Annotated in this window: 19 protein-coding genes; 10 read left to right on the top strand and 9 right to left on the bottom strand. The window is 63.6% G+C overall.

Features of this window, described 5'->3' with window-relative positions:
- Nucleotides 1-63 precede the first annotated feature (63 nt).
- A complete protein-coding gene (locus tag H0274_RS10335) occupies nucleotides 64-1,443 on the bottom strand; it encodes an MATE family efflux transporter (RefSeq protein WP_226795256.1) in 1,380 nt (459 codons plus the stop codon).
- Between the two features lie 218 nt (nucleotides 1,444-1,661).
- On the opposite strand from H0274_RS10335, the gene H0274_RS10340 reads away from it, so the two are divergent.
- Nucleotides 1,662-2,219: a c-type cytochrome gene (locus H0274_RS10340; RefSeq protein ID WP_226795257.1), complete on the top strand. Its 558-nt coding sequence runs from the start codon at nucleotides 1,662-1,664 to the stop codon at nucleotides 2,217-2,219.
- A gap of 257 nt (nucleotides 2,220-2,476) precedes the next feature.
- Here the strand turns inward: H0274_RS10340 and H0274_RS10345 are convergent, their stop codons facing one another.
- From H0274_RS10345 to rplJ, 3 genes are all read right to left on the bottom strand, one after another.
- Entirely contained in the window at nucleotides 2,477-3,511 is a 1,035-nt protein-coding gene (locus H0274_RS10345; RefSeq protein WP_226795258.1) for a hypothetical protein, read from the bottom strand.
- A gap of 145 nt (nucleotides 3,512-3,656) precedes the next feature.
- On the bottom strand, nucleotides 3,657-4,034 hold the full coding sequence (gene rplL, locus H0274_RS10350) for a 50S ribosomal protein L7/L12 (protein ID WP_226795259.1): 378 nt from the start codon (nucleotides 4,032-4,034) through the stop codon (nucleotides 3,657-3,659).
- A 78-nt stretch (nucleotides 4,035-4,112) separates the two neighbouring features.
- Entirely contained in the window at nucleotides 4,113-4,628 is a 516-nt protein-coding gene (gene rplJ, locus H0274_RS10355) for a 50S ribosomal protein L10 (protein ID WP_226795260.1), read from the bottom strand.
- A gap of 564 nt (nucleotides 4,629-5,192) precedes the next feature.
- On the opposite strand from rplJ, the gene rpoB reads away from it, so the two are divergent.
- Complete coding sequence (gene rpoB / locus H0274_RS10360; RefSeq protein WP_226795261.1) at nucleotides 5,193-9,368, top strand: DNA-directed RNA polymerase subunit beta; 4,176 nt, start codon at nucleotides 5,193-5,195, stop codon at nucleotides 9,366-9,368.
- A 77-nt stretch (nucleotides 9,369-9,445) separates the two neighbouring features.
- Entirely contained in the window at nucleotides 9,446-13,750 is a 4,305-nt protein-coding gene (gene rpoC, locus H0274_RS10365; RefSeq protein WP_226795262.1) for a DNA-directed RNA polymerase subunit beta', read from the top strand.
- A gap of 180 nt (nucleotides 13,751-13,930) precedes the next feature.
- Here rpoC and gltX read toward each other — a convergent pair whose 3' ends face one another.
- The 3 genes from gltX to pyk all read right to left on the bottom strand — a co-directional run bounded on the left by gltX (nucleotide 13,931) and on the right by pyk (nucleotide 18,751).
- Nucleotides 13,931-15,262 (bottom strand): glutamate--tRNA ligase, encoded by a 1,332-nt coding sequence (gene gltX, locus H0274_RS10370; RefSeq protein ID WP_226795263.1) that lies wholly within the window; start codon nucleotides 15,260-15,262, stop codon nucleotides 13,931-13,933.
- Between the two features lie 48 nt (nucleotides 15,263-15,310).
- Nucleotides 15,311-16,966 (bottom strand): NAD+ synthase, encoded by a 1,656-nt coding sequence (locus H0274_RS10375; protein WP_226795264.1) that lies wholly within the window; start codon nucleotides 16,964-16,966, stop codon nucleotides 15,311-15,313.
- 312 nt (nucleotides 16,967-17,278) lie between these two features.
- Entirely contained in the window at nucleotides 17,279-18,751 is a 1,473-nt protein-coding gene (gene pyk, locus H0274_RS10380; protein ID WP_226795265.1) for a pyruvate kinase, read from the bottom strand.
- 61 nt (nucleotides 18,752-18,812) lie between these two features.
- Here pyk and H0274_RS10385 point away from each other — a divergent pair, with 61 nt between their 5' ends.
- Nucleotides 18,813-19,127 (top strand): DUF1244 domain-containing protein, encoded by a 315-nt coding sequence (locus H0274_RS10385; protein WP_226795266.1) that lies wholly within the window; start codon nucleotides 18,813-18,815, stop codon nucleotides 19,125-19,127.
- A 119-nt stretch (nucleotides 19,128-19,246) separates the two neighbouring features.
- Nucleotides 19,247-19,483 (top strand): DUF2312 domain-containing protein, encoded by a 237-nt coding sequence (locus H0274_RS10390; RefSeq protein WP_054531130.1) that lies wholly within the window; start codon nucleotides 19,247-19,249, stop codon nucleotides 19,481-19,483.
- A 4-nt stretch (nucleotides 19,484-19,487) separates the two neighbouring features.
- Here the strand turns inward: H0274_RS10390 and H0274_RS10395 are convergent, their stop codons facing one another.
- Nucleotides 19,488-20,165 carry a CPBP family glutamic-type intramembrane protease gene (locus tag H0274_RS10395; RefSeq protein WP_226795267.1) on the bottom strand — a complete coding sequence of 226 codons (678 nt, stop codon included), beginning with the start codon at nucleotides 20,163-20,165 and terminating at the stop codon, nucleotides 19,488-19,490.
- A gap of 151 nt (nucleotides 20,166-20,316) precedes the next feature.
- Here H0274_RS10395 and H0274_RS10400 point away from each other — a divergent pair, with 151 nt between their 5' ends.
- The 5 genes from H0274_RS10400 to H0274_RS10420 all read left to right on the top strand — a co-directional run bounded on the left by H0274_RS10400 (nucleotide 20,317) and on the right by H0274_RS10420 (nucleotide 22,822).
- Nucleotides 20,317-20,634: a heavy metal-binding domain-containing protein gene (locus tag H0274_RS10400; protein WP_226795702.1), complete on the top strand. Its 318-nt coding sequence runs from the start codon at nucleotides 20,317-20,319 to the stop codon at nucleotides 20,632-20,634.
- A 136-nt stretch (nucleotides 20,635-20,770) separates the two neighbouring features.
- Nucleotides 20,771-21,514, top strand: a complete 744-nt coding sequence (locus tag H0274_RS10405; protein WP_226795268.1) for a YebC/PmpR family DNA-binding transcriptional regulator — start codon at nucleotides 20,771-20,773, stop codon at nucleotides 21,512-21,514.
- 133 nt (nucleotides 21,515-21,647) lie between these two features.
- Complete coding sequence (gene ruvC / locus H0274_RS10410) at nucleotides 21,648-22,121, top strand: crossover junction endodeoxyribonuclease RuvC (RefSeq protein ID WP_226795269.1); 474 nt, start codon at nucleotides 21,648-21,650, stop codon at nucleotides 22,119-22,121.
- Nucleotides 22,121-22,429 carry an antibiotic biosynthesis monooxygenase family protein gene (locus tag H0274_RS10415; RefSeq protein WP_226795270.1) on the top strand — a complete coding sequence of 103 codons (309 nt, stop codon included), beginning with the start codon at nucleotides 22,121-22,123 and terminating at the stop codon, nucleotides 22,427-22,429. The genes ruvC and H0274_RS10415 overlap by 1 nt, the downstream gene beginning before the upstream one ends.
- Before the next feature lie 45 nt (nucleotides 22,430-22,474).
- Nucleotides 22,475-22,822: an ArsC family reductase gene (locus H0274_RS10420; protein ID WP_226795271.1), complete on the top strand. Its 348-nt coding sequence runs from the start codon at nucleotides 22,475-22,477 to the stop codon at nucleotides 22,820-22,822.
- 7 nt (nucleotides 22,823-22,829) lie between these two features.
- On the opposite strand, the gene H0274_RS10425 is transcribed toward H0274_RS10420, so the two are convergent.
- Nucleotides 22,830-23,720: a bestrophin family protein gene (locus H0274_RS10425; RefSeq protein WP_226795272.1), complete on the bottom strand. Its 891-nt coding sequence runs from the start codon at nucleotides 23,718-23,720 to the stop codon at nucleotides 22,830-22,832.
- Between the last annotated feature and the right edge of the window lie 2 nt (nucleotides 23,721-23,722).

Genomic DNA, 23,722 nt, shown 5'->3' on the forward strand with positions numbered 1-23,722 from the left:
GGGTGGGTCAAGGCGATTCCGGGAAGAAAATTTTGCGGATTGCCGATTCCGGAAAAAGGACTCTCAGGCAGGCAGAAGGCCCAGCCGCTCGCGCCGCATCCAGCGCTGCAGCATCAGCACCGCCACCACCGCCAGGCCGACGGCAAGGCCGATCCACACCCCGACGCCAGCCAGCGGCGTATAGAAGCCCAGCAGTAGCGAGCAGCCCAGCCCCGGCACCCAATAGCCGAAGAGCGCATAGGCCATCGGCAGGCGCGTATCCTGCAGGCCCCGCAGCGCGCCCATGGCCACGGCCTGCACCCCGTCCACCAGCTGGAAGGCGGCGGCCACCACCATGTAACTTATCGCAAAGCTCACCATCGCCCCATTGGCCGGATCGTCCACATCGACATAGATCGACAGCAGCAGACGCGGCAGCAGCAGCATGATGGTTGCGGAGGCAAGCATGAAGCCGGTGCCGGAAACCACCGCCGCCCAGCCCGCCAGTCCGATGGCCGGCAGGTTCTTTGCCCCATAATGGAAACCCACGCGGATTGCGGCGGCCTGGCCGATGGCGAAAGGCACTTGGAAAGCGAAAGCGGCGAGGTTGAGCGCCAGCGCGTGGCCGGCAAGCTCGGCCGGGCCGATCCGCCCCATCAGGAAGGCCGCTCCGCTGAAGAGGCCCGCTTCCGCAAGAACGGTGATGGCCACCGGCGCGCCGATCCGCCCGATATCCCCAAGGCGCAGCCATTCCGGGCGCCAGAAGCGGCCCCAGATATAATAGCGCCGCAGGATGCGGTTGTGCTGGATCGCGAGTACATAGGCGCCAAAGGTGAAGATGGAGGCGCAGATCGTCGCAATGGCGGACCCGTCGAGCCCCAGTGCCGGGGCGCCGAGATTTCCGAATACCAGCGCGTAATTGCCGATGCAGTTCACCACCACGCCCAGGCCGGTGATGACCGTGGCATAGATTGGCCTGCCCAGCGCCGAAACGAAAGAGCGCAGCACATTGGCCGCCACCATGCCCGGCATGGCCCAGAGCAGCAGCCGCAGATATTCGCTCGACAAGGCCGAGACGGCCGGATCCTGCCCGGAAAGGTGCATCAGCGTTTCACCCTGCGCGCATATCGCCATGCCCAGCGCGGAACTGACGATGGCGACCCACAGTGCCATGCGGGTGGAGCGGCGCACTTCGCGGACGGCATGTTTGCGCCGGCCAAGCTCCGCCGCGATCAGCGCTGCGACCGAACCGGTCAGGCCCGACAGGCTCCAGGTAACCACACCGAATATCGATATGGCCAGGCTGGCCGCCGCAAGCGATTGTTCCCCCAGCCGGGCGACGAAGATCACATCCGTCGCATGGGTGGCCATCTGCAACATGCCGGCCAGCGCCAGCGGCACCGCAAGGCGCAGCGTGGCAGCGAGCTCGGATCGCCATGTCGGATGGAGGTCTTCCCGAAACATGAGGCCGGTCCGGATAGGCGCAGTGGGGAAAGGGAGGAAGTAACAATCGTTACTGCTGGGGGAATTGGGGGATTCTGCGGCACCCCTGCCACAGAACGGCCCCTTACATGCGCTGAATCGACGCAATACCGCCGGTTAGGGCTTGGCAGAGACAGACCTTCAGTGCATGGCCCGCCCCGATTTATGGAATCGCATGATTATGCGCAGGAGGTCTGGAGATGAATTCTGTGAAACTCGCTTCGATGACGGGGCTTGCGCTGCTTCTGGCCGCATGCGGCGGCGCCGGCAGCGAGGAGCCGACTGCGGAGGAAACCACCGCGGCCCCGGCTGCTGAAGAATCCGCCACCCCCACTGAGGAAGCCACTCCCGCAGCGAGCGAAACGCCCACCGACGGCGCGACGCCGAGCGAAGCGGCGACCAAGGCTGCCGCCACGCCGACGCCTGCCGCCAGCGCGACTGTCGCTGCGGCCGCTGCTGCTCCGGTCGCTCCGCCGGCCGGCTTCAACATGTGCAAGGCCTGCCACTCGCCCGAGAAGGGCAAGCACGGCATCGGCCCGTCGCTGGCTGGCGTCTATGGCACCAAGGCCGGTGACATTCCGGGCTACGAGTTCAGCAAGGCGATGAAGGAATCGGGCCTGAAGTGGAATGACGCCACTCTGGACAAGTACCTCGCCGATCCGCGCGGCACCGTTCCCGGCACGAAGATGAGCTTCGCCGGCATGAAGGACGAAGCCAAGCGCAAGGAAGTGATCGCCTATCTCAAGTCGATCAAGTAAGCGCCTGACAGGCTGCCTGTGACAGGTGAACGAAAAAGGGCCGGGGCGTTCTGCTCCGACCCTTTTTGTTTGGCGATTGTATCTTGTATAAGCGGGCGATCAGGCCAGTCCTTGCCATCCACCCCCGTCATGCTGACCTCGTCATGCTGAACGTGTTTCAGCATCCATCCTTCCACAGGAGCAGCAGCTCGATCAGGAGAAATGGGCCCTGAACCAAGTTCAGGGTGACGAAGGGAGATAGCAATGGTGCTTGCCGCTTACTCCACCTCGTCCAGCGTCACGCCCGCGCGGGTGGCGCGCGATGCGGTGACATAATTGCGCAGCTGCACATTGCCTTCGTGGCAGGCATATTCGAAGAACTGGTATTTGTCGTCGCGCTTCCAGTCGAGGCGCACACTCCAGGGCTGGGTGAACACCGCCGGATCGGTCCAGGTCATGTCATAGGTCACACTGTCGGGCCCTGTGATGGTGAAGCGTTCCTCCAGCTTCGCGCTGGTGCTGATCGGCGTGTCGTTTTCCGGCGGAGAGCCGCTGGTCACGATATTGGTGGCCGAAGCACCGGGGCGGAAGTTCACCGTTTCCACCACCAGCGTATTGCCGTTTTCCCAATGGCCCCGGCTTTCGCCCATCCAGTTGCCGATGGCGGTGGGCAAAGCGGGGCGACCGTCCGTGGGGATGATCCGCGTTTCGTGGATCATTTCCAGCTGGATCGCCACGATGCCGGGCGACTGGAACACGCGGATACCGTTATTATACATCATCGGCAGCATGGATGCGGGCAGGCCGCGCGTGATGCAGCGGTCCCAGCTGTCGAAATCGGTCGGCACGTCGAAGGTCTGGTCCTTGCGCCAGCTTGAACGCATCAGGGCGGAAAGCCGCTTTCCTTCCGCGGTCATTTCCGGAAGCCGCCCATTGGCCGGGGCGACCATCAGCGAGGTGCGACGATTGACTTCGCCCATTTCCACCCAATGGCCCTGGCCCAGGCGATCCTGCGATTCCTCATTGTCATAGCGCGAGGCGAGCGCCGTGATCCGGTCTGCCCGTTCCTTATATTCGGCATCGGTCATGAAGATGCGATTGCCCTGTTCGGGCGCGCGCTGCATCGGCGTACCGTTGAGGTAGTCGATTGGCCAGGTGCCGCGCAGATCGGGTTCGCCCCAGGAGGTTTTCGGCGCCGCATAAGCGGTTGAAACCTTGGGCAGGACCGTCAGATTCGCTTCTTCCGCCTGCGCGATGGATGCCACGGCCATGAGGCCCGCCATGGCCAGCAGGCCGCTTTTTCCAGAAATCATATCTCTCCCCTTTCGAGAGGGGGAGGGTAACACAATTAGGATGCTAATCAATAAGGGCGCATCCCAAGGGCCTGCGCACAAACGAAAAGGGCGGCACCTTGCGGCACCGCCCTTCGCGTAATTCGTCCGGCGAACCGGAAGAAGATTACTTGAGCTCGACGGTGCCGCCGGCTTCTTCGATCTTCTTCTTGATCTCTTCGGCTTCAGCCTTCGAGACGCCTTCCTTGATGGGCTTCGGCGCTTCTTCAACCAGAGCCTTGGCTTCGCCCAGGCCCAGGCCGGTGATGGCGCGGACTTCCTTGATGACGTTGATCTTCTTGCCACCGTCGCCGGTGAGGATCACGTCAAATTCGGTCTTCTCTTCGGCTGCTTCAGCAGCAGCGCCACCGCCGGCGGGAGCCGCAACGGCGACAGCAGCAGCGGCGGAAACGCCCCATGCTTCTTCGAGAGCCTTGGCGAGGTCAGCAGCTTCGAGAACGGTGAGCTGCGACAGTTCTTCTACGATCTTGGCGATATCGGCCATTTGAACTTACTCCAATCTGATAGCTTGGCCCGGGTCCCTGACTGCCAGGATGCACCGGGTGAACGCTGAAAAAACGTCTTACGCGGCATCCTTCGCGGCATAGGCGCCGAAGACTCGCGCCAGCTTCGCCGCCGGAGCGGTGGAGAGCTGAGCGATCTTGGTCGCCGGAGCCTGAACGAGGCCAACAAGCTTTGCCCGCAGCTCGTCGAGCGACGGCAGGGACGCGAGCGCCCTGACACCGGCTTCGTCGAGAAGCGTATTGCCCATGGAACCACCCACGATTTCGAGCTTCGGGTTCGTCTTGGCAAAGTCCACGACTGCCTTTGCGGCGGCAACCGGGTCGACCGAAGTCGCCAGCGCCGTCGGGCCCGACAGAAGTTCGTCGAGACCGGCGTAATCCGTGTCCTTGATGGCAAGCTTGGCAAGACGGTTCTTCGCAACCTTGTACGAGCCGCCAGCCTCACGCATTTTCGCGCGCAGTGCAGTGGACTGAGCCACCGACAGGCCGAGGTTGCGGGTGACAACCACCACGCCGACCTCGTTGAAAGTCGCGTTGAGCTGGGCAACCGCGTCGGCTTTTTGCGAACGATCCATGCCTTACTCCTTCACAATGGCCGCCCGGTTAGGCTCCGGACGACCGGCTACGTTTGACCATGCCGAATAGTGGCACGGGCGAGTCCGCTGATGGGAAGGAGGTGCGCATCATCCGATTGGATAAGGGCGCGATAGGCACCGCACGGGGCGAATGCCTTGAAACTCTTTCCCGTCTAGGCTGGAGATTAAGAAGGCCAGATTGCCTCCACCAACTGTCTCGGACGGATGACCGATAGGCGCGAGGTCTGCCGGTCAGGGCGGGCCTCTAGCGATTCCGCGCGGTTTGTCAATAAATGCCGCAATGCAGCGTTTGACAGAATCGGGCCGGTTTCCTATATCCACCCCTGTCGGATTGCTTCGAGCAAGGCGGGCCCTGCGCGGGGGCTCACTCAGGAAGGAAGCGCCGGCTATCCATGATCGCGACGCAAGCTGCAGCTGCGGCCCCGGTGGGGCGTGTATGCCTGCGGCTTTTCGGCGTTTCGTATATGGGCCACTCGCGTGTGGCAGAATTCATGAAGTCGGCGTGTAGAGGCGCCGGCGCAACGAGAAGAGGCACTCCCCTCCATGGCAAGCAAGGCGAAAGCTCCCGCCATTTCCGGCACCGCCAAGAAGCGCATCCGCAAGATCTTCGGCGACATCCACGAAGTGGTGCAGATGCCGAACCTCATCGAGGTTCAGCGCGAAAGCTACGAGCAGTTCCTGCGTTCGAACAAGGAAACGGGCTATGTCTCGGGCCTTGAGAAGACGCTGCGCTCGGTTTTCCCGATCCGCGACTTTGCCGGCACTGCCGAGCTCGACTTCGTTCATTACGAACTGGAAGACCCCAAGTACGACACGACCGAGTGCCGTCAGCGCGGGATCACCTATGCCGCGCCGATGAAGGTCACGCTGCGCCTGATCGTGTTCGAAGTGGATTCGGAAACCGAAACCCGCTCCGTCCTCGATATCAAGGAGCAGGACGTCTACATGGGCGACATGCCGCTCATGACCGAGAACGGCACCTTCATCGTCAACGGCACGGAACGCGTGATCGTCAGCCAGATGCACCGTTCGCCGGGTGTGCTGTTCGACCATGACCGCGGCAAGACGCACTCTTCGGGCAAGTTCCTCTTCGCTGCCCGCGTGATCCCCTATCGTGGTTCGTGGCTCGATTTCGAATTCGACGCCAAGGACATCGTGAACGTGCGTATCGACCGTAAGCGCAAGCTGCCGGTCACGTCGCTGCTCTATGCCCTCGGCATGAATGGCGAGGAAATCCTCAACCACTTCTACAACACCATCACCTGGGCCCGCGTTTCGGGCAAGAATGGCGATGGCTGGAAGATTCCCTTCCTGGCCGAGCAGTGGCGCGGCCAGAAGCCGGGCTTCGCCCTGATCGACGCCAATACGGGTGAGGAAGTGTTCCCCGCCGGCCAGAAGATCAGCCCGCGCGCCGCCAACAAGGCCGCCAAGGATGGCCTGACCGACCTGCTGATCCCGACCGAGGAAATCTTCGGCCGCTATGCCGCCAATGACATGATCGACGAGTCGACCGGCCGCATCTGGATCGAAGCGGGCGACGAAGTCAGCCCCGAAAACCTCGACATGCTCGACAAGGCCGGCATCGACCGCCTCGACCTGCTCGACATCGATCACGTCAACACCGGCCCCTGGATCCGCAACACGCTGCAGGTCGACAAGGCCGAGAACCGCGACGAAGGCCTTGAAGCGATCTACAAGGTCATGCGTCCGGGCGAACCGCCGACGAAGGAAACCGCCGAAGCCCTGTTCGAAGGCCTGTTCTTCGACGGCGACCGCTATGACCTTTCGGCCGTGGGCCGCGTGAAGCTCAACATGCGCCTTGGCCTCGAGTGCGAGGATACCGTCACCACCCTGCGCAGCGAGGATATCCTCGCCGTGGTGAAGGAACTGGTGAACCTCAAGGACGGCAAGGGCGAAGTCGACGACATCGACAATCTCGGCAACCGCCGCGTGCGTTCGGTGGGCGAGCTGCTGGAAAACCAGTATCGCGTCGGCCTGCTGCGCATGGAACGCGCCGTGAAGGAGCGTATGAGCTCGGTGGACGTCTCCACCGTGATGCCGAACGACCTGATCAACGCGAAGCCCGCCGTGGCCGCGGTGCGCGAGTTCTTCGGTTCCAGCCAGCTCTCGCAGTTCATGGACCAGACCAACCCGCTGTCGGAAGTCACCCACAAGCGCCGCGTTTCGGCGCTCGGGCCGGGTGGTCTTACCCGTGAGCGCGCCGGCTTCGAAGTCCGCGACGTTCACCCGACCCATTATGGCCGTATCTGCCCGATTGAAACGCCGGAAGGCCCGAACATCGGTCTGATCAACTCGCTGGCCTCGTTCAGCCGGGTTAACAAATACGGCTTCATCGAAACCCCCTATCGCCGCGTCCTGGACGGAACGGTGACCGGCGAGGTCGTGTATCTTTCCGCCATGGAAGAGCAGAAGCACGCCGTCGCGCAGGCTTCGGCCGAGCTCGACGAAACCGGCCGTTTCGTGGAAGATCTCGTCTCCGCCCGTGAAAACGGCGAATTCGTGATGCTGCCGCGCGAACAGATCACGCTGATGGACGTTTCGCCCAAGCAGCTCGTCTCGGTTGCCGCCTCGCTCATTCCGTTCCTGGAAAATGACGACGCCAACCGCGCGCTGATGGGTTCCAACATGCAGCGTCAGGCCGTGCCGCTGGTGAAGGCGGAAGCGCCTTTCGTCGGCACCGGCATGGAAGAAACCGTGGCCCGCGATTCCGGCGCCGCCATTGCGGCGCTGCGCGCTGGCGTGGTGGACCAGGTCGACGCGACCCGTATCGTTATCCGCGCTTCGGGCGATATCGAGCCGGGCAAGTCGGGCGTGGACATCTACACGCTGCAGAAGTTCCAGCGTTCGAACCAGAACACCTGCATCAACCAGCGTCCGCTGGTGAAGGTGGGCGATCTGATCGAAAAGGGCGACATCATCGCCGACGGTCCCTCGACCGAGCTGGGCGAACTGGCGCTGGGCCGCAACGTGCTCGTCGCCTTCATGCCCTGGAACGGCTACAATTACGAAGACTCCATCCTGATCTCCGAACGGATCGTGAAGGAAGACGTCTTCACCTCGATCCATATCGAGGAATTCGAGGTGATGGCCCGCGACACCAAGCTCGGGCCTGAAGATATCACCCGCGACATCCCGAATGTCGGCGAGGAAGCCCTGCGCAACCTCGACGAAGCGGGCATCGTCTATATCGGCGCGGAAGTTCACCCCGGTGACATCCTCGTCGGCAAGATCACCCCGAAGGGTGAATCGCCGATGACGCCGGAAGAAAAGCTGCTGCGCGCCATCTTCGGTGAAAAGGCCAGCGACGTGCGCGACACTTCGCTTCGCCTGCCGCCGGGCGTTGCCGGCACGATCGTGGAAGTCCGCGTCTTCAACCGCCACGGCATCGAGATCGACGACCGTACCCGCGCGATCCAGAACGAGGAAATCGAACGCCTCCGCAAGGACGCCGAGGACGAACGCGCGATCCTCAACCGTGCGACCTATAACCGCCTGCGCGAAATGCTGGCGGGCCAGGTCGCTTCGGCTGCGCCCAAGGGCATCAAGAAGGGCGTGGAGATCGACGAGGAATTGCTCGACAGCGTCGACCGCCACGACTGGTTCAAGTTCGCTGTCGCCGATGACACCCGCCAGAGCCAGCTGGAAGCCGTGAAGGCCCAGTATGACGAGGCAGTGAAGGTCATCAACGACAAGTTCGAGGACCGCCGCGAGAAGCTGGAACGGGGCGACGAACTCGCACCGGGCGTGCTCAAGATGGTCAAGGTCTTCGTCGCGGTGAAGCGCAAGCTGCAGCCGGGCGACAAGATGGCGGGCCGTCACGGCAACAAGGGCATCATCAGCCGCATCCTGCCGGCTGAAGACATGCCCTTCCTGGAAGACGGTACTCCGGTGGACTTCGTGCTGAACCCGCTGGGCGTGCCTTCGCGCATGAATGTCGGCCAGATCTTCGAAACCCATCTGGGCTGGGCCGCGCGCGGCCTTGGTCGCAAGATCGGCGATGCTCTGGATGCCTGGCGCGAAGCCAATCCGGATCCGCAGGCCGGGCCTCCGCCCGAAGCGGTCAAGGAACTGCTCAAGGAAGTCTATGGCGAAAACTACGCGGACGAGATCGAAAGCCGCGATACGGACGCCATTGTCGAGCTGGCGCAGAACGTCCGCAACGGCGTGCCGATGGGCTCGCCGGTGTTCGACGGCGCGGTGGAATCGGACGTTTCGGCAATGCTCCGCATGGCCGGGCTGGACGAATCCGGGCAGGTCACCCTGTTCGACGGCCGTACCGGCGAGGCGTTCGACCGCAAGGTCACCGTGGGCTGCAAGTACGTCCTGAAGCTGCACCACCTTGTCGATGACAAGATCCACGCCCGTTCGATCGGCCCCTACAGCCTCGTCACCCAGCAGCCGCTGGGCGGTAAGGCCCAGTTCGGTGGCCAGCGCTTCGGGGAAATGGAGGTCTGGGCCCTGCAGGCTTATGGCGCTGCCTATACGCTGCAGGAAATGCTGACGGTGAAGTCCGACGACGTGGTCGGCCGCACCAAGGTCTATGACGCCATCGTCAAGGGTGACGATACGTTCGAGGCCGGCATTCCCGAAAGCTTCAACGTGCTCGTCAAGGAAATGCGCAGCCTTGGCCTCAATATCGAACTCAAGTCGGTTGAAGACGAAGAGGACGACGAAGGTTTCGCCGAGGCGGCGGAGTGAGCCCGGCGGCCCTGCCTTCCTGAGGCAGGGCCCCGCCGCTTCGCACCAGAGATTGACCCTGAAGAGGGACTGAAAATATGAACGACCTGACGAAATTCACCAACCAGCTGGCCAAGCCGGACACCTTCGACCAGATCCAGATCGGGATCGCGTCGCCTGAGCGTATCCGCAGCTGGTCTTTCGGCGAGATCAAGAAGCCGGAAACGATCAACTATCGTACCTTCAAGCCGGAACGCGACGGCCTGTTCTGCGCACGCATCTTCGGCCCTGTGAAGGACTACGAGTGCCTGTGCGGCAAGTACAAGCGCATGAAGTACAAGGGCGTCGTCTGCGAAAAGTGCGGCGTCGAAGTCACCGTGACCAAGGTGCGCCGCGAGCGCATGGGTCATATCGAACTGGCTGCGCCTGTCGCTCACATCTGGTTCCTCAAGTCGCTGCCTTCGCGCATTGGCCTGCTGCTCGACATGCAGCTCAAGCAGCTTGAGCGCATCCTCTATTTCGAAAGCTATGTAGTGATCGAGCCGGGCCTGACCCCGCTTGAGAAGTACCAGCTGCTGACCGAGGACGAACTGCTCGACGCGCAGGACGAATATGGCGAGGACGCCTTCTCCGCCGGCATCGGCGCGGAAGCGGTCAAGCACATGCTGATGGATCTGGATCTTGTGCGCGAGCGCGAGGAACTGCTGGAGGAACTGGCCACCACCAAGTCGGCCCTCAAGCCCAAGAAGATCATCAAGCGCCTGAAGGTCGTGGAAAGCTTCATCGATTCCGGCAACCGCCCGGAATGGATGATCCTGGAAGTCGTGCCGGTCATCCCGCCCGAACTGCGCCCGCTGGTTCCGCTGGACGGCGGCCGTTTCGCGACGTCCGACCTCAACGACCTCTATCGCCGCGTCATCAACCGCAACAACCGCCTCAAGCGCCTGATGGAGCTGCGCGCGCCGGACATCATCGTCCGCAACGAAAAGCGCATGCTGCAGGAAGCGGTTGACGCGCTGTTCGACAACGGCCGCCGTGGCCGCGTCATCACCGGCGCCAACAAGCGTCCGCTGAAGTCGCTGTCCGACATGCTCAAGGGCAAGCAGGGCCGCTTCCGTCAGAACCTGCTCGGCAAGCGCGTCGACTATTCGGGCCGTTCGGTCATTGTGACCGGTCCGGAGCTCAAGCTGCACCAGTGCGGCTTGCCGAAGAAGATGGCGCTCGAACTGTTCAAGCCGTTCATCTACGCCCGTCTGGATGCCAAGGGTCTCTCGATGACCCTGAAGCAGGCCAAGAAGTGGGTCGAGAAGGAACGCAAGGAAGTCTGGGACATCCTCGACGAAGTGATCCGCGAGCACCCGGTTCTGCTGAACCGCGCGCCCACGCTGCACCGTCTGGGCATTCAGGCCTTCGAACCCGTGCTGATCGAAGGCAAGGCGATCCAGCTGCACCCGCTCGTCTGCTCGGCCTTCAACGCCGACTTCGACGGTGACCAGATGGCCGTCCACGTGCCGCTTTCGCTGGAAGCCCAGCTGGAAGCCCGCGTGCTGATGATGTCCACCAACAACATCCTCTCGCCCGCCAACGGCAAGCCGATCATCGTGCCTTCGCAGGACATGGTGCTGGGCCTCTATTACCTCTCGATGGAACGCGAAGGCGATCCGGGCGAGGGCATGATCCTGTCGGACATGGCCGAAGTGCACCAGGCGCTGGAAGTGAAGGCAGTGACGCTGCACTCCAGGATCACCAGCCGCGTGCCGCAGACCGGCGAGGACGGTGTGGAGCGCATGGTGCGCTATGAAACCACGCCGGGCCGCATGCTGATCGGCGAATGCCTGCCCAAGAACCACAAGGTTCCCTTCGACGTCGTCAACCGCCTTCTCACCAAGAAGGACATCGGTGATGTGATCGACGAAGTGTATCGTCACACCGGCCAGAAGGACACGGTGCTGTTTGCCGACGCGATCATGGCGCTGGGCTTCCGCCACGCCTGCCGCGCCGGTATCTCGTTCGGCAAGGATGACATGATCATCCCGGCTTCGAAGACCGAGCTGGTCGATCAGACCAAGGCCCTGGTTGCCGATTACGAGCAGCAGTATCAGGACGGCTTCATCACCCAGCAGGAAAAGTACAACAAGGTGATCGACGCCTGGAGCCGTTGCGGCGACCAGGTGGCGAATGCCATGATGGAAGAACTGCGGGCCACTCCGCTGGATGAGAACGGCCGTCAGAAGCCGATCAACTCGATCTACATGATGAGCCACTCCGGCGCCCGTGGTAGCCCGGCCCAGATGAAGCAGCTGGGCGGTATGCGCGGCCTGATGGCCAAGCCTTCGGGCGAGATCATCGAAACGCCGATCATCTCGAACTTCAAGGAAGGTCTGACCGTTCTTGAATACTTCAACTCCACCCACGGCGCCCGCAAGGGTCTGGCCGACACCGCGCTCAAGACGGCGAACTCGGGTTACCTGACCCGCCGTCTGGTCGACGTGTCGCAGGACTGCGTGATCGTGGAGGAAGACTGCAAGACCACGAACGCGCTGGAAATGCGTGCCATCGTGCAGGGCGGCTCCACCATCGCCTCGCTGGGCGAGCGTATCCTGGGCCGTACCGCGGCCGAGGATCTGGTGAACGTCAAGACCGGCGAAGTGATCGTGAAGGCGGGCACGCTGATCGACGAACCGATGGTGAAGGCCATCGAGGAAGCGGAAGTGCAGTCGGCCAAGATCCGCAGCCCGCTGGTCTGCGAAGCGGCCCAGGGCGTTTGCGGCACCTGCTACGGCCGTGACCTTGCTCGCGGTACGCCGGTGAACATCGGCGAGGCCGTGGGCGTGATCGCGGCGCAGTCGATCGGTGAACCGGGCACGCAGCTGACCATGCGTACCTTCCACATCGGCGGCGCAGCGCAGGTGAACGAAACCTCGCACCTCGAAGCCATCTCGGTGGGCCGCATCGAATATCGCGACATGCCGACCATCAAGGACAAGCGCGGGCGCATGCTCTCGCTGGCCCGGAACGGCGAAATCGTCGTGATCGACGCGGAAGGCCGCGAGCGCGAAATCCACAAGGTGCCTTACGGTACGGTCCTGATGCACAAGGACGGTGACCAGGTGAAGGAAGGCGATCGCCTGGCCGAGTGGGATCCGTTCACCCTGCCGATCATCACCGAACAGTCGGGCGTGGTGCGTTACCAGGACCTGCTGGACGGCAAGACCCTGACCGAGCAGACCGACGAAGCCACTGGCATGACCAGCCGCGTGGTGACCGAGTATCGCGCTTCGGCCAGCCGTTCCAAGAAGGAAGACCTGCGTCCGCGCCTGACCCTGCTGAACGAGGGTTCGGACGAGACCGAGGCGGCGCGCTACATGCTCGCCCCGGGCACCACGCTGTCGGTGGAAGACGGCCAGCGCGTCGAAGCGGGCGACATTCTCGCCCGTGCGACCCGCGAAGCCGCCAAGACCCGCGACATCACCGGCGGTCTGCCGCGCGTTGCCGAACTGTTCGAAGCGCGCAAGCCGAAGGATAACGCGATCATCGCCAAGATCAGCGGCCGGATCGAATTCGTCCGTGACTACAAGGCGAAGCGCAAGATCGCGATCATTCCCGAGGAAGGCGAACCGGTCGAGTACCTGATCCCCAAGAGCAAGGTGATCGACGTTCAGGAAGGCGACTTCGTGAAGAAGGGCGACAACCTGATCTCCGGCAGCCCCGATCCGCACGACATCCTCGAAGTGCTCGGCGTGGAAGCGCTGGCCGAATATCTCGTGGCCGAAATCCAGGAAGTCTATCGACTCCAGGGCGTGAAGATCAACGACAAGCACATCGAGGTGATCGTTCGCCAGATGCTGCAGAAGGTCGAGATCACCGATGGCGGGGACACCACCCTGCTGCCGGGCGAACAGGTCGACTACGAGGAAATGAACGAGGTCAACTCCAAGCTGCCCAAGGGCAAGCAGCCGGCATCGGGCAATCCGGTGCTGCTGGGCATCACCAAGGCCAGCTTGCAGACCCGTTCGTTCATCTCGGCCGCTTCCTTCCAGGAAACCACCCGCGTGCTCACGCAGGCGGCCGTGGAAGGCAAGAAGGACACGCTGATCGGCCTGAAGGAAAACGTGATCGTGGGTCGTCTCATCCCCGCCGGTACCGGCGCGGGCATGAACCGCATCCGCGTCGCCGCTTCCAGCCGCGATGCCGCTCTGCGCGCCTCCTACCGCAAGCTGCAGGAAGTGATCATCGCTCCCGACAGCGCGGAAGAAGAACACAAGGCGGAACTGCTGCGCGATCCGGCCGACGATACCGGCAATGATGCGCTGGCCCGGGTAGAAGGCGAAACCCACGGCACCGATGCCGATGCGGGCGATTACCTGAACCCCGAAGCGGCAGACGGCGCGGACGGCGAATAAGCCTCCGCATCCGTCCCTCGCAGGACATTGAAAACCCCGCCGGAGCGATCCGGCGGGGTTTTTCATTGGGCGGGGGATTGGGGTGGGGCGATTGCCTGCTTCGTCATTGCGAGCGGCGCAGCCGCGGGATCTTCGATCCCTCCCAATGACGATCTACTCAGGCCCTACGGATGGCCGAATTCAGTCCGCCGCAGCCCGTTCCAGCCTCGTCCGGGCTTCCGTCTCGCCGATCAGGGGCAGCAGCGCCTTCATGTCCGGCCCGGAATCGCGGCCCGTCAGGGCGATGCGCAGCGGGTGGAACAGGGGCTTGCCCTTGCGCCCGGTCGCTTCCTTCAGCGCGCCGGTCAGGGCGGGCCAGGGATCGTCGCTCCAGCTCAGCAGCCGGGCAGCCTCGGCCAGATAGGCGCGATCCTCGGCAGGGATTTCCGCCTCTTCAATCGGCCCGGTGACGACCTGCCACCAATCGGCGGCCTCCCCCACATGGGCGAGGTTCGGGCGGATGGCGAGCCAGGCTTCCTCGCCCATGCCTTCGGGCAGGCGGGTTTTCACATCATCATAGGTCAGCTGGTGGACGATACCGGCATTGACCCGCTCCAGCTCGGCCTCATCGAAGCGGGCAGGGGCGCGGCCGAAGGTGGACAGGTCGAAGCTGTCGATCAGCGCGGCCCGGTCGGCAATCGGCTCCACCGGCTGCGATGTGCCCAGCCGGGCGAGCAGCGCCACCAGCGCGGCAGGCTCTATCCCGCGCTCGCGGAAGGCATCGGTACCCAGCGAGCCGAGCCGCTTGGACAGCTTGCCCTCGTTCCCTACCAGCAGCGCCTCATGCGCGAAGCGCGGCGGCTGGGCCCCCAGCGCAGTGAACATCTGGATCTGCAATGCGGTGTTGGAAACGTGATCCTCCCCGCGCAGGACATCGGTGATGCCCATTTCAATATCGTCGATCGCGCTGGGCAGCATATAGAGCCACGATCCGTCGGCCCGGCGCACCACGGGATCGGAAAGCTGCGCGGGATCGAAATGCTGATGCCCGCGAATGCCGTCTTCCCATTCGATAGGGGCCGAACGGTCCAGCTTGAAACGCCAGTGCGGGGCAATGCCCCTTGCCGCAAAATCCCGGTGCTCCGCCTCGGTCAGCTGCAGCGCCGCCCGGTCATAGATCGGCGGAAGGCCGCGCCCCAGCAGCACCTTGCGCTTCAGTTCCAGTTCCTGCGCGGTTTCATAACAGCGATAGAGCCGCCCTTCGCTCTCCAGATAGTCGAACTGCATCTGGTAGAGCTGGAAACGGTCGGACTGGCGCTCCTCATCCTCGGGTTCCAGCCCCAGCCAGGCCAGATCGGCGCGGATCGCCTCGACATAGTCCTCTCGGCTGCGCTCCCGGTCCGTATCGTCGATGCGCAGCAGGAAACGCCCGCCATGCTTCTTCGCGAGCATCCAGTTATGGAGCGCGGTGCGGATATTGCCGACATGCAGGCGCCCGGTGGGCGAGGGGGCGAAACGGGTTACGGTGCTCATGCAGCGCCGTTAGCCGTTTCGCCCGGCCTTGTCATTTGCTCCGCCAATTCACTTGCTGCGGAAACTATGCGTGATCGGATAGCGCCGGTCCCGCCCGAAATTGCGCATGCCCAGCTTCACGCCCGGCGGGGCCTGGCGGCGCTTGTATTCGGCAAGGTTCAGCAGATGTTCGATCCGCTCCACCGTGGCCCGCTCCAGCCCTTCGGCGGCCAGCTGGTCCACGCTCTTTTCCTGCTCCACCAGCCCCATCAGAATGCGGTCCAGTACGGGATAGGGTGGCAGCGAATCCTCGTCCTTCTGGTCGGGGCGCAGTTCGGCGCTGGGCGGCTTGTCGATGATGCGCTGCGGGATCACTTCACCCGAAGGGCCGAGGCCGATGCGCGGCACGGCGGTGTTGCGCCATTTGGCCACCCCGAACACGGTCATCTTATAGGCGTCCTTCAGCGGGTTATAGCCGCCGGCCATGTCGCCATAGATCGTGGCATAGCCCACGCTCATCTCGCTCTTGTTGCCGGTGGTCACCAGCATCGGGCCGAACTTGTTGGACAGCGCCATCAGCGTCACGCCGCGGATGCGCGACTGCAAATTCTCCTCGGTGAGGTCCACCTTGGTATCGGCAAAGCTCTCTTCCAGCATGGCATCGAACCCTTCGACGGCGGGCTGGATCGGAATGATGGAATAGCGGCAGCCCAGCGCCTCGGCACAGGCCTTCGCATCGTCGAGGCTTTCCTGGCTGGTGAAGCGGCTGGGCAGCATCACGCACCACACCCGCTCCGGCCCCAGTGCATCTACTGCAATGGCGGCGCAGACGGCGGAATCGATCCCGCCCGAAAGGCCCAGCACCACGCCGGGGAAGCGGTTCTTGTTCACATAGTCGCGCAGGGCGAACACCATGGCGCACCAGGTTTCTTCGGCCTGGTCGGTCAGTGGTTCCAGCTCGCCCCGGTTGCAATTCCAGCCGCGCGCGATCTTGGTCCATTTCGTCTCGACGACCTGTTCTTCCCAGTCGCGCATCTGCACTGCCAGCGAACCGTCGCCATTGATGACGAAGCTCGCCCCGTCGAACACCAGTTCGTCCTGCCCGCCCACGCGGTTGAGATAGGCCATGGGAATGCCGGTATCGACCGCGCGGCGGCGGGCGATCTCGTCAATGCGCAGCACGTCCTTGTCGATCTCGTAAGGGCTGCCGTTCACGCAGATGAACAGGCCCGCGCCGAAATCGGCCAGATGGCGGCATACGTCGGGGTGCCAGATATCTTCGCAGATCGGCAGGCCCAGCATCGCGCCGCGGAACAGCACCGGCTCCGGCAGGGGGCCGGGCGTGAAATAGCGCATCTCGTCGAAGGTGCCGTAATTGGGCAGCTCATGCTTGAAGCGCGTGGCGGTCACGCGCCCCCCATCCAGCAGGGCCACGCCATTATGCAGCGCCCCGTCACGCACGAAGACGCTGCCCACCAGCATGGCCGGGCCGCCATCGCCGGTGCAGAGCGCCAGCCGCTCCATCTCCGCCGCCGCACGCTCGATAAGGGCTGGCTTCAGGATCAGATCCTCGGGCGGATAGCCGATCAGGTGCATTTCGGGGAAGACGACGAGGTCCGTCCTCCCCGCCTCCGCACGCACTTTCAGCATTGCCTCCGTATTGGCGGCAATATCTCCGACGTTCTGGTTCAACTGGGCGAGCGTGATCGAAAGGCTATCGGGCATGGCCAAGGATTAGGCCGGAGATCGGGCGCGGGCAATCCGCAACACCGGTTTGTACGCCGGGAAGCGCGCTTTGCCGGTTCTGCAGCGCCGCCCGCGCATATGGCGGCGGCAAGTCATTGCAGCGCCGTGGTTTCAGTCTCTATTCTGGGGCTTCAAACCTCTGTCTCAGGCGCGAAGTTTGCGGCTGCGCCATCGCCAATATGGGCAGCTGGATGGCAAAAGCGCCGCCACACCGCGCTTTGCAGGTCAGGCCATTCTTGAACAAAAGGACGCGGGAGGCAGCCTCTCGCGTCCTTTCATGCCTCGGAATGTTTACTGGCTGTGGCGTTCCAGCTCATCGCCGACAAGGCGCACGACATGGAGCAAATTCGTGGAACCGGGCGTGCCGAAGGGAACGCCGGCCAGCATCACCAGCCGCGATCCGGCCTCGCCCATGCCGTGCCGCAGAGCCATGCGCTTGCCCTTGGCCACCATTTCCTCGAAGCTGCCGATGTCCCGCATGGTCACCGCATGGGCGCCCCACAGCAGCGCCGCGCGCCGCGCGGTCTTGAGCGAGGGGGTCAGCACCAGCATCGGCACCGAAGGCCGCTCGCGCGCAACGCGGCGGGCAGTGGAACCCGATCCGGTGAACACCACCACGGCCGAAATCGGCATGGTTTCCGCAATCGTCATGCAGGCGTGGGACAGGGCGTCGGCCGTCGTCGGGTCGGGCCGGGTTTCCAGCATGCGGATGCGGCTGCGATAGCTGGCATCGCATTCGATCTTGGCGGCGATCCGGTGCATCATCGTTACCGCTTCTTCCGGCCACTGGCCCGCAGCCGTCTCAGCCGAAAGCATTACTGCGTCGGCCCCGTCATAAACGGCATTGGCCACGTCCGACACTTCGGCGCGGGTGGGGGTGGGGCTCTCGATCATGGATTCGAGCATCTGCGTCGCCACGATCACCGGCTTGCCCTGATTGCGGGCGCAATTGACGATCTGCTTCTGCAGCGGGGGCACATCCTCGGGATTGAGTTCCACGCCCAGATCGCCGCGCGCCACCATCACGGCGTCGGCCAGTTCGATGATCTCGTCCAGCCGCTCGATCGCGGCGGGCTTTTCGATCTTGGCGCAGAGCGCGCCATAGCCGCCCATCAGCTTGCGCGCCTCGGCCACGTCTTCCGGCCGCTGGACAAAGGAGAGGGCGATCCAGTCCGCCCCATGCTTGATCGCAAAGGCCAGATCCTTGCGGTCCTTCTCGGTCAGGGCGGGCACGGGCACCACTGCATCGGGCACGTTCACGCCCTTGCGGTCGGAGATGACGCCGCCCACTTCGGCGCTGGTGAGGATTTCCTTGTCGTCTGCCCGGATCACGCGCAGGCGAATCTTGCCATCGTCGATCAGCAGGCGCTGGCCCTTCTGGAGGATGCCGAACAGTTCCGGATGCGGCAGGCAGACGCGGTTTTCGTCGCCCGGCTCGGGATTGCGGTCCAGCGTGAAATGGCTGCCGTGGCGGATTACCACCCGATCCCCCTTGCGGAAGGTGCCGACGCGCAGCTTCGGCCCCTGCAGATCGCACAGGATGGCGATGGGGTGGGCCAGCTCCTTCTCCAGCGCGCGGATCGCCTTGATCGTCTCTTCATGGACGGCATGGTCGCCATGGCTCATATTCACGCGGAACGCGTCCGCGCCTGCCAGCACCAGTCGCCGGAGCATGTCCGGGTCCCGGCTGGCGGGGCCGATGGTGGCGAGGATCTTGACCTTGCGATTGCGGGGCTGGAGCGTGGGCTGTTCGTGCTTTGCCATGGGAACGTGCCTATGTCAGAGGCACAGGACATTACAACCACAGCTTTGCGGGAAATACTTGATGACTGACGCACCCGATCCGCTCGAAACCCTGCCCGATGATGTGGCCGCTGCCGCTTTCCGCCGCCTGGTACGCCATTTGCGCAATCGCCACGATGCCCAGAATATCGATCTGATGGGGCTGGCGGGCTTCTGCCGCAATTGCCTGGCCGACTGGATCAACGATGCCGGGGCCGGCCTTTCCAAGCCCGATGCCCGCGCGCTGATCCACGGCATGCCGATGGAGGAATGGAAGGCGAAATATCAGACGGAAGCCACGCCCGAACAGATGGCCCGGATGGAGGAAAGCCTGAAGAAGAACGGCGGCACGCACTGAGCCTGTCGGCCGATTGTCCCCATTCTGGGGAGGAATCGGCCAACCCGCCTTCACCCTTCCGGCCCTGCTCGCTATCAGCGCGGCAACCGATTCTCATATCCGATGGAGCTTTCCCCCAAATGGCTGAAACCACCGATGATCGCCTGCGCCTGCTGATCGAGCGCGTCGAACGCCTGGAAGAAGAAAAGAAGGGCATCTCCGACGATATTCGCGACGTTTATGCAGAAGCGAAGGCTGTCGGATATGATGTGAAGATCATGCGCCAGATCGTGCGCCTGCGTAAGATGAAGCCCGATGACCGCCGCGAGATGGATCTCGTGCTGGATACCTATCGCAGCGCGCTGGGCCTCGACTAAATCTTCAGCTCGCCAACAGCGCCACCGTCAGGGCGGCGCTGTTGGACAGGGCATGGGCCAGCATGGAAGCCGCAAGGCCGATCCGCATGCGGATGAAGCCCAGCACCAGCCCGGCCCATAATTGCGGCAGCACCAGCGGCAGGGCCAGCGCCGAAAAGCTGGGATAATTCGCCATGTGCACCAGCGCGAAGCAGGCCGCCGACAGATAGAAGATCAGCCCGAAGCCCATGTCGAACCATGGCGGGGTACCTTTCCGGCGCAGCAGGAACCAGCCGAGCGGCGCGGCCACCAGCAGGGCCACAAAACTTGCCCCCACCGCCAGCGGGCTCAACCCCTGCGTACTGCCATAGAGCAGGGCCGAGAAGGCCAGCGCGCAGGCCAGCAGCCAAAGCGCGCGGACACGCCCGGTCAGCCAGCCGCGGAACAGCATTTCCTCCAGCACCGGGGCGATCAGCAGCACGATGGGGATCATCAGCTGCGGCTCCAGCTTGCCGAAGGCATCGGGGGCGGGCAGGCCGAACAGGCTCTGCCACATGCCCAGCACGGGCAGCAGCACCAGCAGCAGGCCCGCCACCATCAGCGCGGTCAGCACCGCCAGCCGCCGCACGGCGCCGGGTGCGCGCAGGCCCGTGGGGTCCAGCCGGTGCGGACGGCGCAGCCAGCCCGCAAATTCGCGCAGCATGGTGACGGGTGGCGGAAAATTCGTGTCAATCATCGCAAGGTCAGTCCGATTGGCTTGGCAGGCGCGGCATCCGCGCTATCTTCCTCGCATCAATGACATCTGGGAGTAAACAGATATGGCCAGCCCCTGGGACAGTTCGCGCGAGCAAGGGATGATCGTCACCACCACTGCCCTGGTGGAAGGGCGCCCGGTGAAGCAATATCTTGGCATCGTGACGGGCGAAGTGATCGTGGGCGCCAATATCTTCCGCGATCTGTTCGCTTCCATCACCGACATCGTGGGCGGACGTTCCGGCAAATATGAGGAAGTGCTGAGCCGCGCGCGGGATGAGGCGATCGAGGAAATGAAGCAGCAGGCCCTGCAACGCGGCGGCAATGCGGTTGTGGGCGTGGACCTCGATTACGAAGTGCTAGGCTCCAACGGATCGATGCTGATGGTCAGCGCCAGCGGCACGGCGGTGTTGCTCTGACGATCAGCCAAGTCGAGAAGTAAAGCACGCAAGTAAAGCTCACGCATTGCCGGGCGCGCGCCTGTAAGCTAGGAGCGCGCCCACACGGGATTCCGCCCGCCGGAGTCCGCAAGAACACAGACTTCCGAAGGTTCCCATGGCAGGCCATTCCAAGTTCAAGAACATCATGCACCGCAAGGGCGCTCAGGATAAGAAGCGCTCTGCAATGTTTTCCAAGCTCAGCCGCGAAATCACCGTCGCGGCCAAGATGGGCATGCCCGATCCGGACATGAACCCGCGCCTGCGCGCCGCCGTCAACGCGGCCAAGGCGCAGTCCATGCCCAAGGACAATATCCAGCGCGCCATCGACAAGGCGACCAAGGGCGAAGGCGATAATTACGAGGAAGTCCGCTATGAAGGCTACGGCCCCGGCGGTGTTGCCCTGATCGTCGAGGCGCTGACCGACAATCGCAACCGCACCGCCACCAATGTGCGCACGGCCTTCTCCAAGAATGGCGGCAATCTCGGCGCTTCGGGCGCGGTGAGCCACGGGTTCGAGCGGCTGGGCCTGATCGAATATCCCGGCAAGGTGGGTGACGAGGAAAAGGTGCTGGAAGCCGCGATCGAAGCGGGCGCCGACGATGTCGAGAGCGACGAGGACAGCCACTCGATCTGGGTGTCGGTCGATTCGCTGCACGATGTCGCGCGCGAACTGGAAAAGGTTCTGGGCGAGGCCGAGGGCGTGAAGCTGGCGTGGAAGCCCACCCTGAAGACCGAGGTGGACGAAGGCACTGCCGCCACTCTGCTCAAGCTGATCGACACTCTGGACGACGATGACGACGTCCAGACCGTGTGGGGCAATTACGACATTCCCGACGACGTGATGGAGAAGCTGGGTTGATCTATCCGATCCTCCCCGCAACGGGGAGGGGGACCGTCCGCAGGACGGTGGAGGGGGAGTGCCCCAGGGCTAACCCCCTCCGTCAGCTGCTGGCGCAGCTGCCACCTCCCCCTCTGGGGGAGGAACTTTGCATATGCTGATCCTTGGCCTCGATCCCTCGCTCACCTGCACCGGCTGGGGCGTGGTGCGCAGCGTGGGATCGCGCCTCAGCCACATCGCCAATGGCCAGATCGCCACGGATAGCAAGGCGCCCTTGCCGGACCGGCTGCTGCATCTGCAGGACGCCGTCAGCGCGGTAATCGCCACCTATGCGCCCGACCGGGCGGCGGTGGAGGAAATCTTCGTCAACAAGAACCCGCAATCCACCTTGAAGCTGGCGCAGGCGCGCGGCGCGGTTCTGGTGGCCTGCGCGCGCGGATCGCTGCCGGTGGCCGAACATGCCACGCGGCTGGTTAAGAAGGCCATCGTCGGCACGGGCGCGGCGGAAAAGCAGCAGGTGCAGGCCATGCTCAAGGTGTTGCTGCCCGGCGCGAACGTGGCGGGGGCAGACGCGGCGGACGCACTGGCCGTGGCGATTGCCGACGCGCATCTTGGAGGAGGGGCCTGATGTATCTCAACGTCTTCCGCAGCCGCAAACGGGCGGATATGGATGCGGCGGCCTATGCCGCGGATGCCGCGCGGATGGAGGCACTGGCGCGCGAGCAGCCCGGCTTCATCGCCTATCGCAGCTATCGCGCGGAGGATGGCGAAACCCTCTCCATGTCCGAATGGGAGAGCGAGGATCACGCCCGCGCATGGGCCCGCCATGTGGAACATGCCATGGTGCAGGGCCGGGGGCGTATGGATTATTACGAGAGCTACACCGTCTATTCCTGCCCCGATCCGCGCGTGCGCCATTTCGCTCGCGAAGGCTGAGCGATAGGGCGCGCACGATCACAATTCCGATATTCGAGGCCTGACATGACGATCCACTTCTATGGGATTCCCAATTGCGACACAGTGAAGAAGGCGCGCAGCTGGCTCGATGGGCAGGGGATCGCCTACACTTTCCATGACTACAAGAAGGAAGGGGCGGATGCCGCGAAGCTGGAAGGCTGGGCGGGGATCGTGGGTTGGGAAAAGCTGCTGAACCGCGCGGGCACTACCTTCCGCAAGCTGCCGGATGAGGCGAAGCAGGATCTCGATACGGCCAAGGCGATAGCGCTGATGGTGGAGCAGCCCAGCATGATCAAGCGCCCGGTGGTGGAATATCCCGGCGGGTTGCTGGTGGGTTTCAAGGTTGAGGACTGGGCGGCTGCGCTGGGGTGAGGCTGGCTCAGCTCAGATAGAAATTCTGCGCCTTCAGCGGCTCGGGCGGTTCCTCGCCCAGAGGGGCGGCTAGGCTGATTTCCACCGCGCGGCAGATCGCGTCGAGCGGCAGGGCATTGGGCGTGGTGCCGAAGGGGTGGCTGAGGTCTTCGGTCACTTCGGCAAGGCCCAGGAAGACATAGGCCACGATGCCCACGAAAACCGGGGTCATCCAGCCGGCCGTGCTGACCAGCGCCAGCGGCAGCAGCAGGCAATAGACATAGGTCGTGCGGTAGATCAGCAGCGAATAGACATAGGGCAGCGGCGTATTGGCGATCCGCTCGCACCCGGCCTGTTGCAGGGCGATATTGGCGAGGCGTTCCTGCATGGCCTTGGCGCCGAAGCCGTCCATCGCCCCTTGCCGCAGCGCATCGCCCAGATCGGCGGCAATCGCATCCAGCGCGGCGCAGGGCGGGTGTGGCGCATCGGCCAGAACCCCGCCGAATTCTCTCGCCCTTTCGTCATCCTTCAGCTTGCGCAGATTGGCACGGTGCAGGTGAATGAAGGCGCGTGCGGCGCGGATGATGCGGCGCTGGCGTTCCTCGCCCTGCACGAACAGCTGCGCCTCACGCGCCAGGCTGCGCATGTCGGCCAGCAGCCCGCCCCACAGCCTGCGCCCTTCCCACCAGCGGTCATAAGCGGCGTTGTTGCGGAAGCCGAGGAACAGCGAGAGGGCGATACCGAACACGGTGAAGCCAACCGCCTCCAGCTCGGGAAAGGCGCCAAAGCGCTGGTGCAGCAACACCATCAGCGCGGAAAACAGCATCAGCCCGGCCACGCGCGGCGCGATCAGCGGCACGATGGAGCCGCGTACCGCAAAGGCCAGCTGGAGCCAGTTCGGCTTGTCGCGCAGGATCATGG

The organism is Fulverythrobacter ferritrahens (assembly GCF_020539485.1).
Taxonomy (GTDB): domain Bacteria; phylum Pseudomonadota; class Alphaproteobacteria; order Sphingomonadales; family Sphingomonadaceae; genus Andeanibacterium; species Andeanibacterium ferritrahens.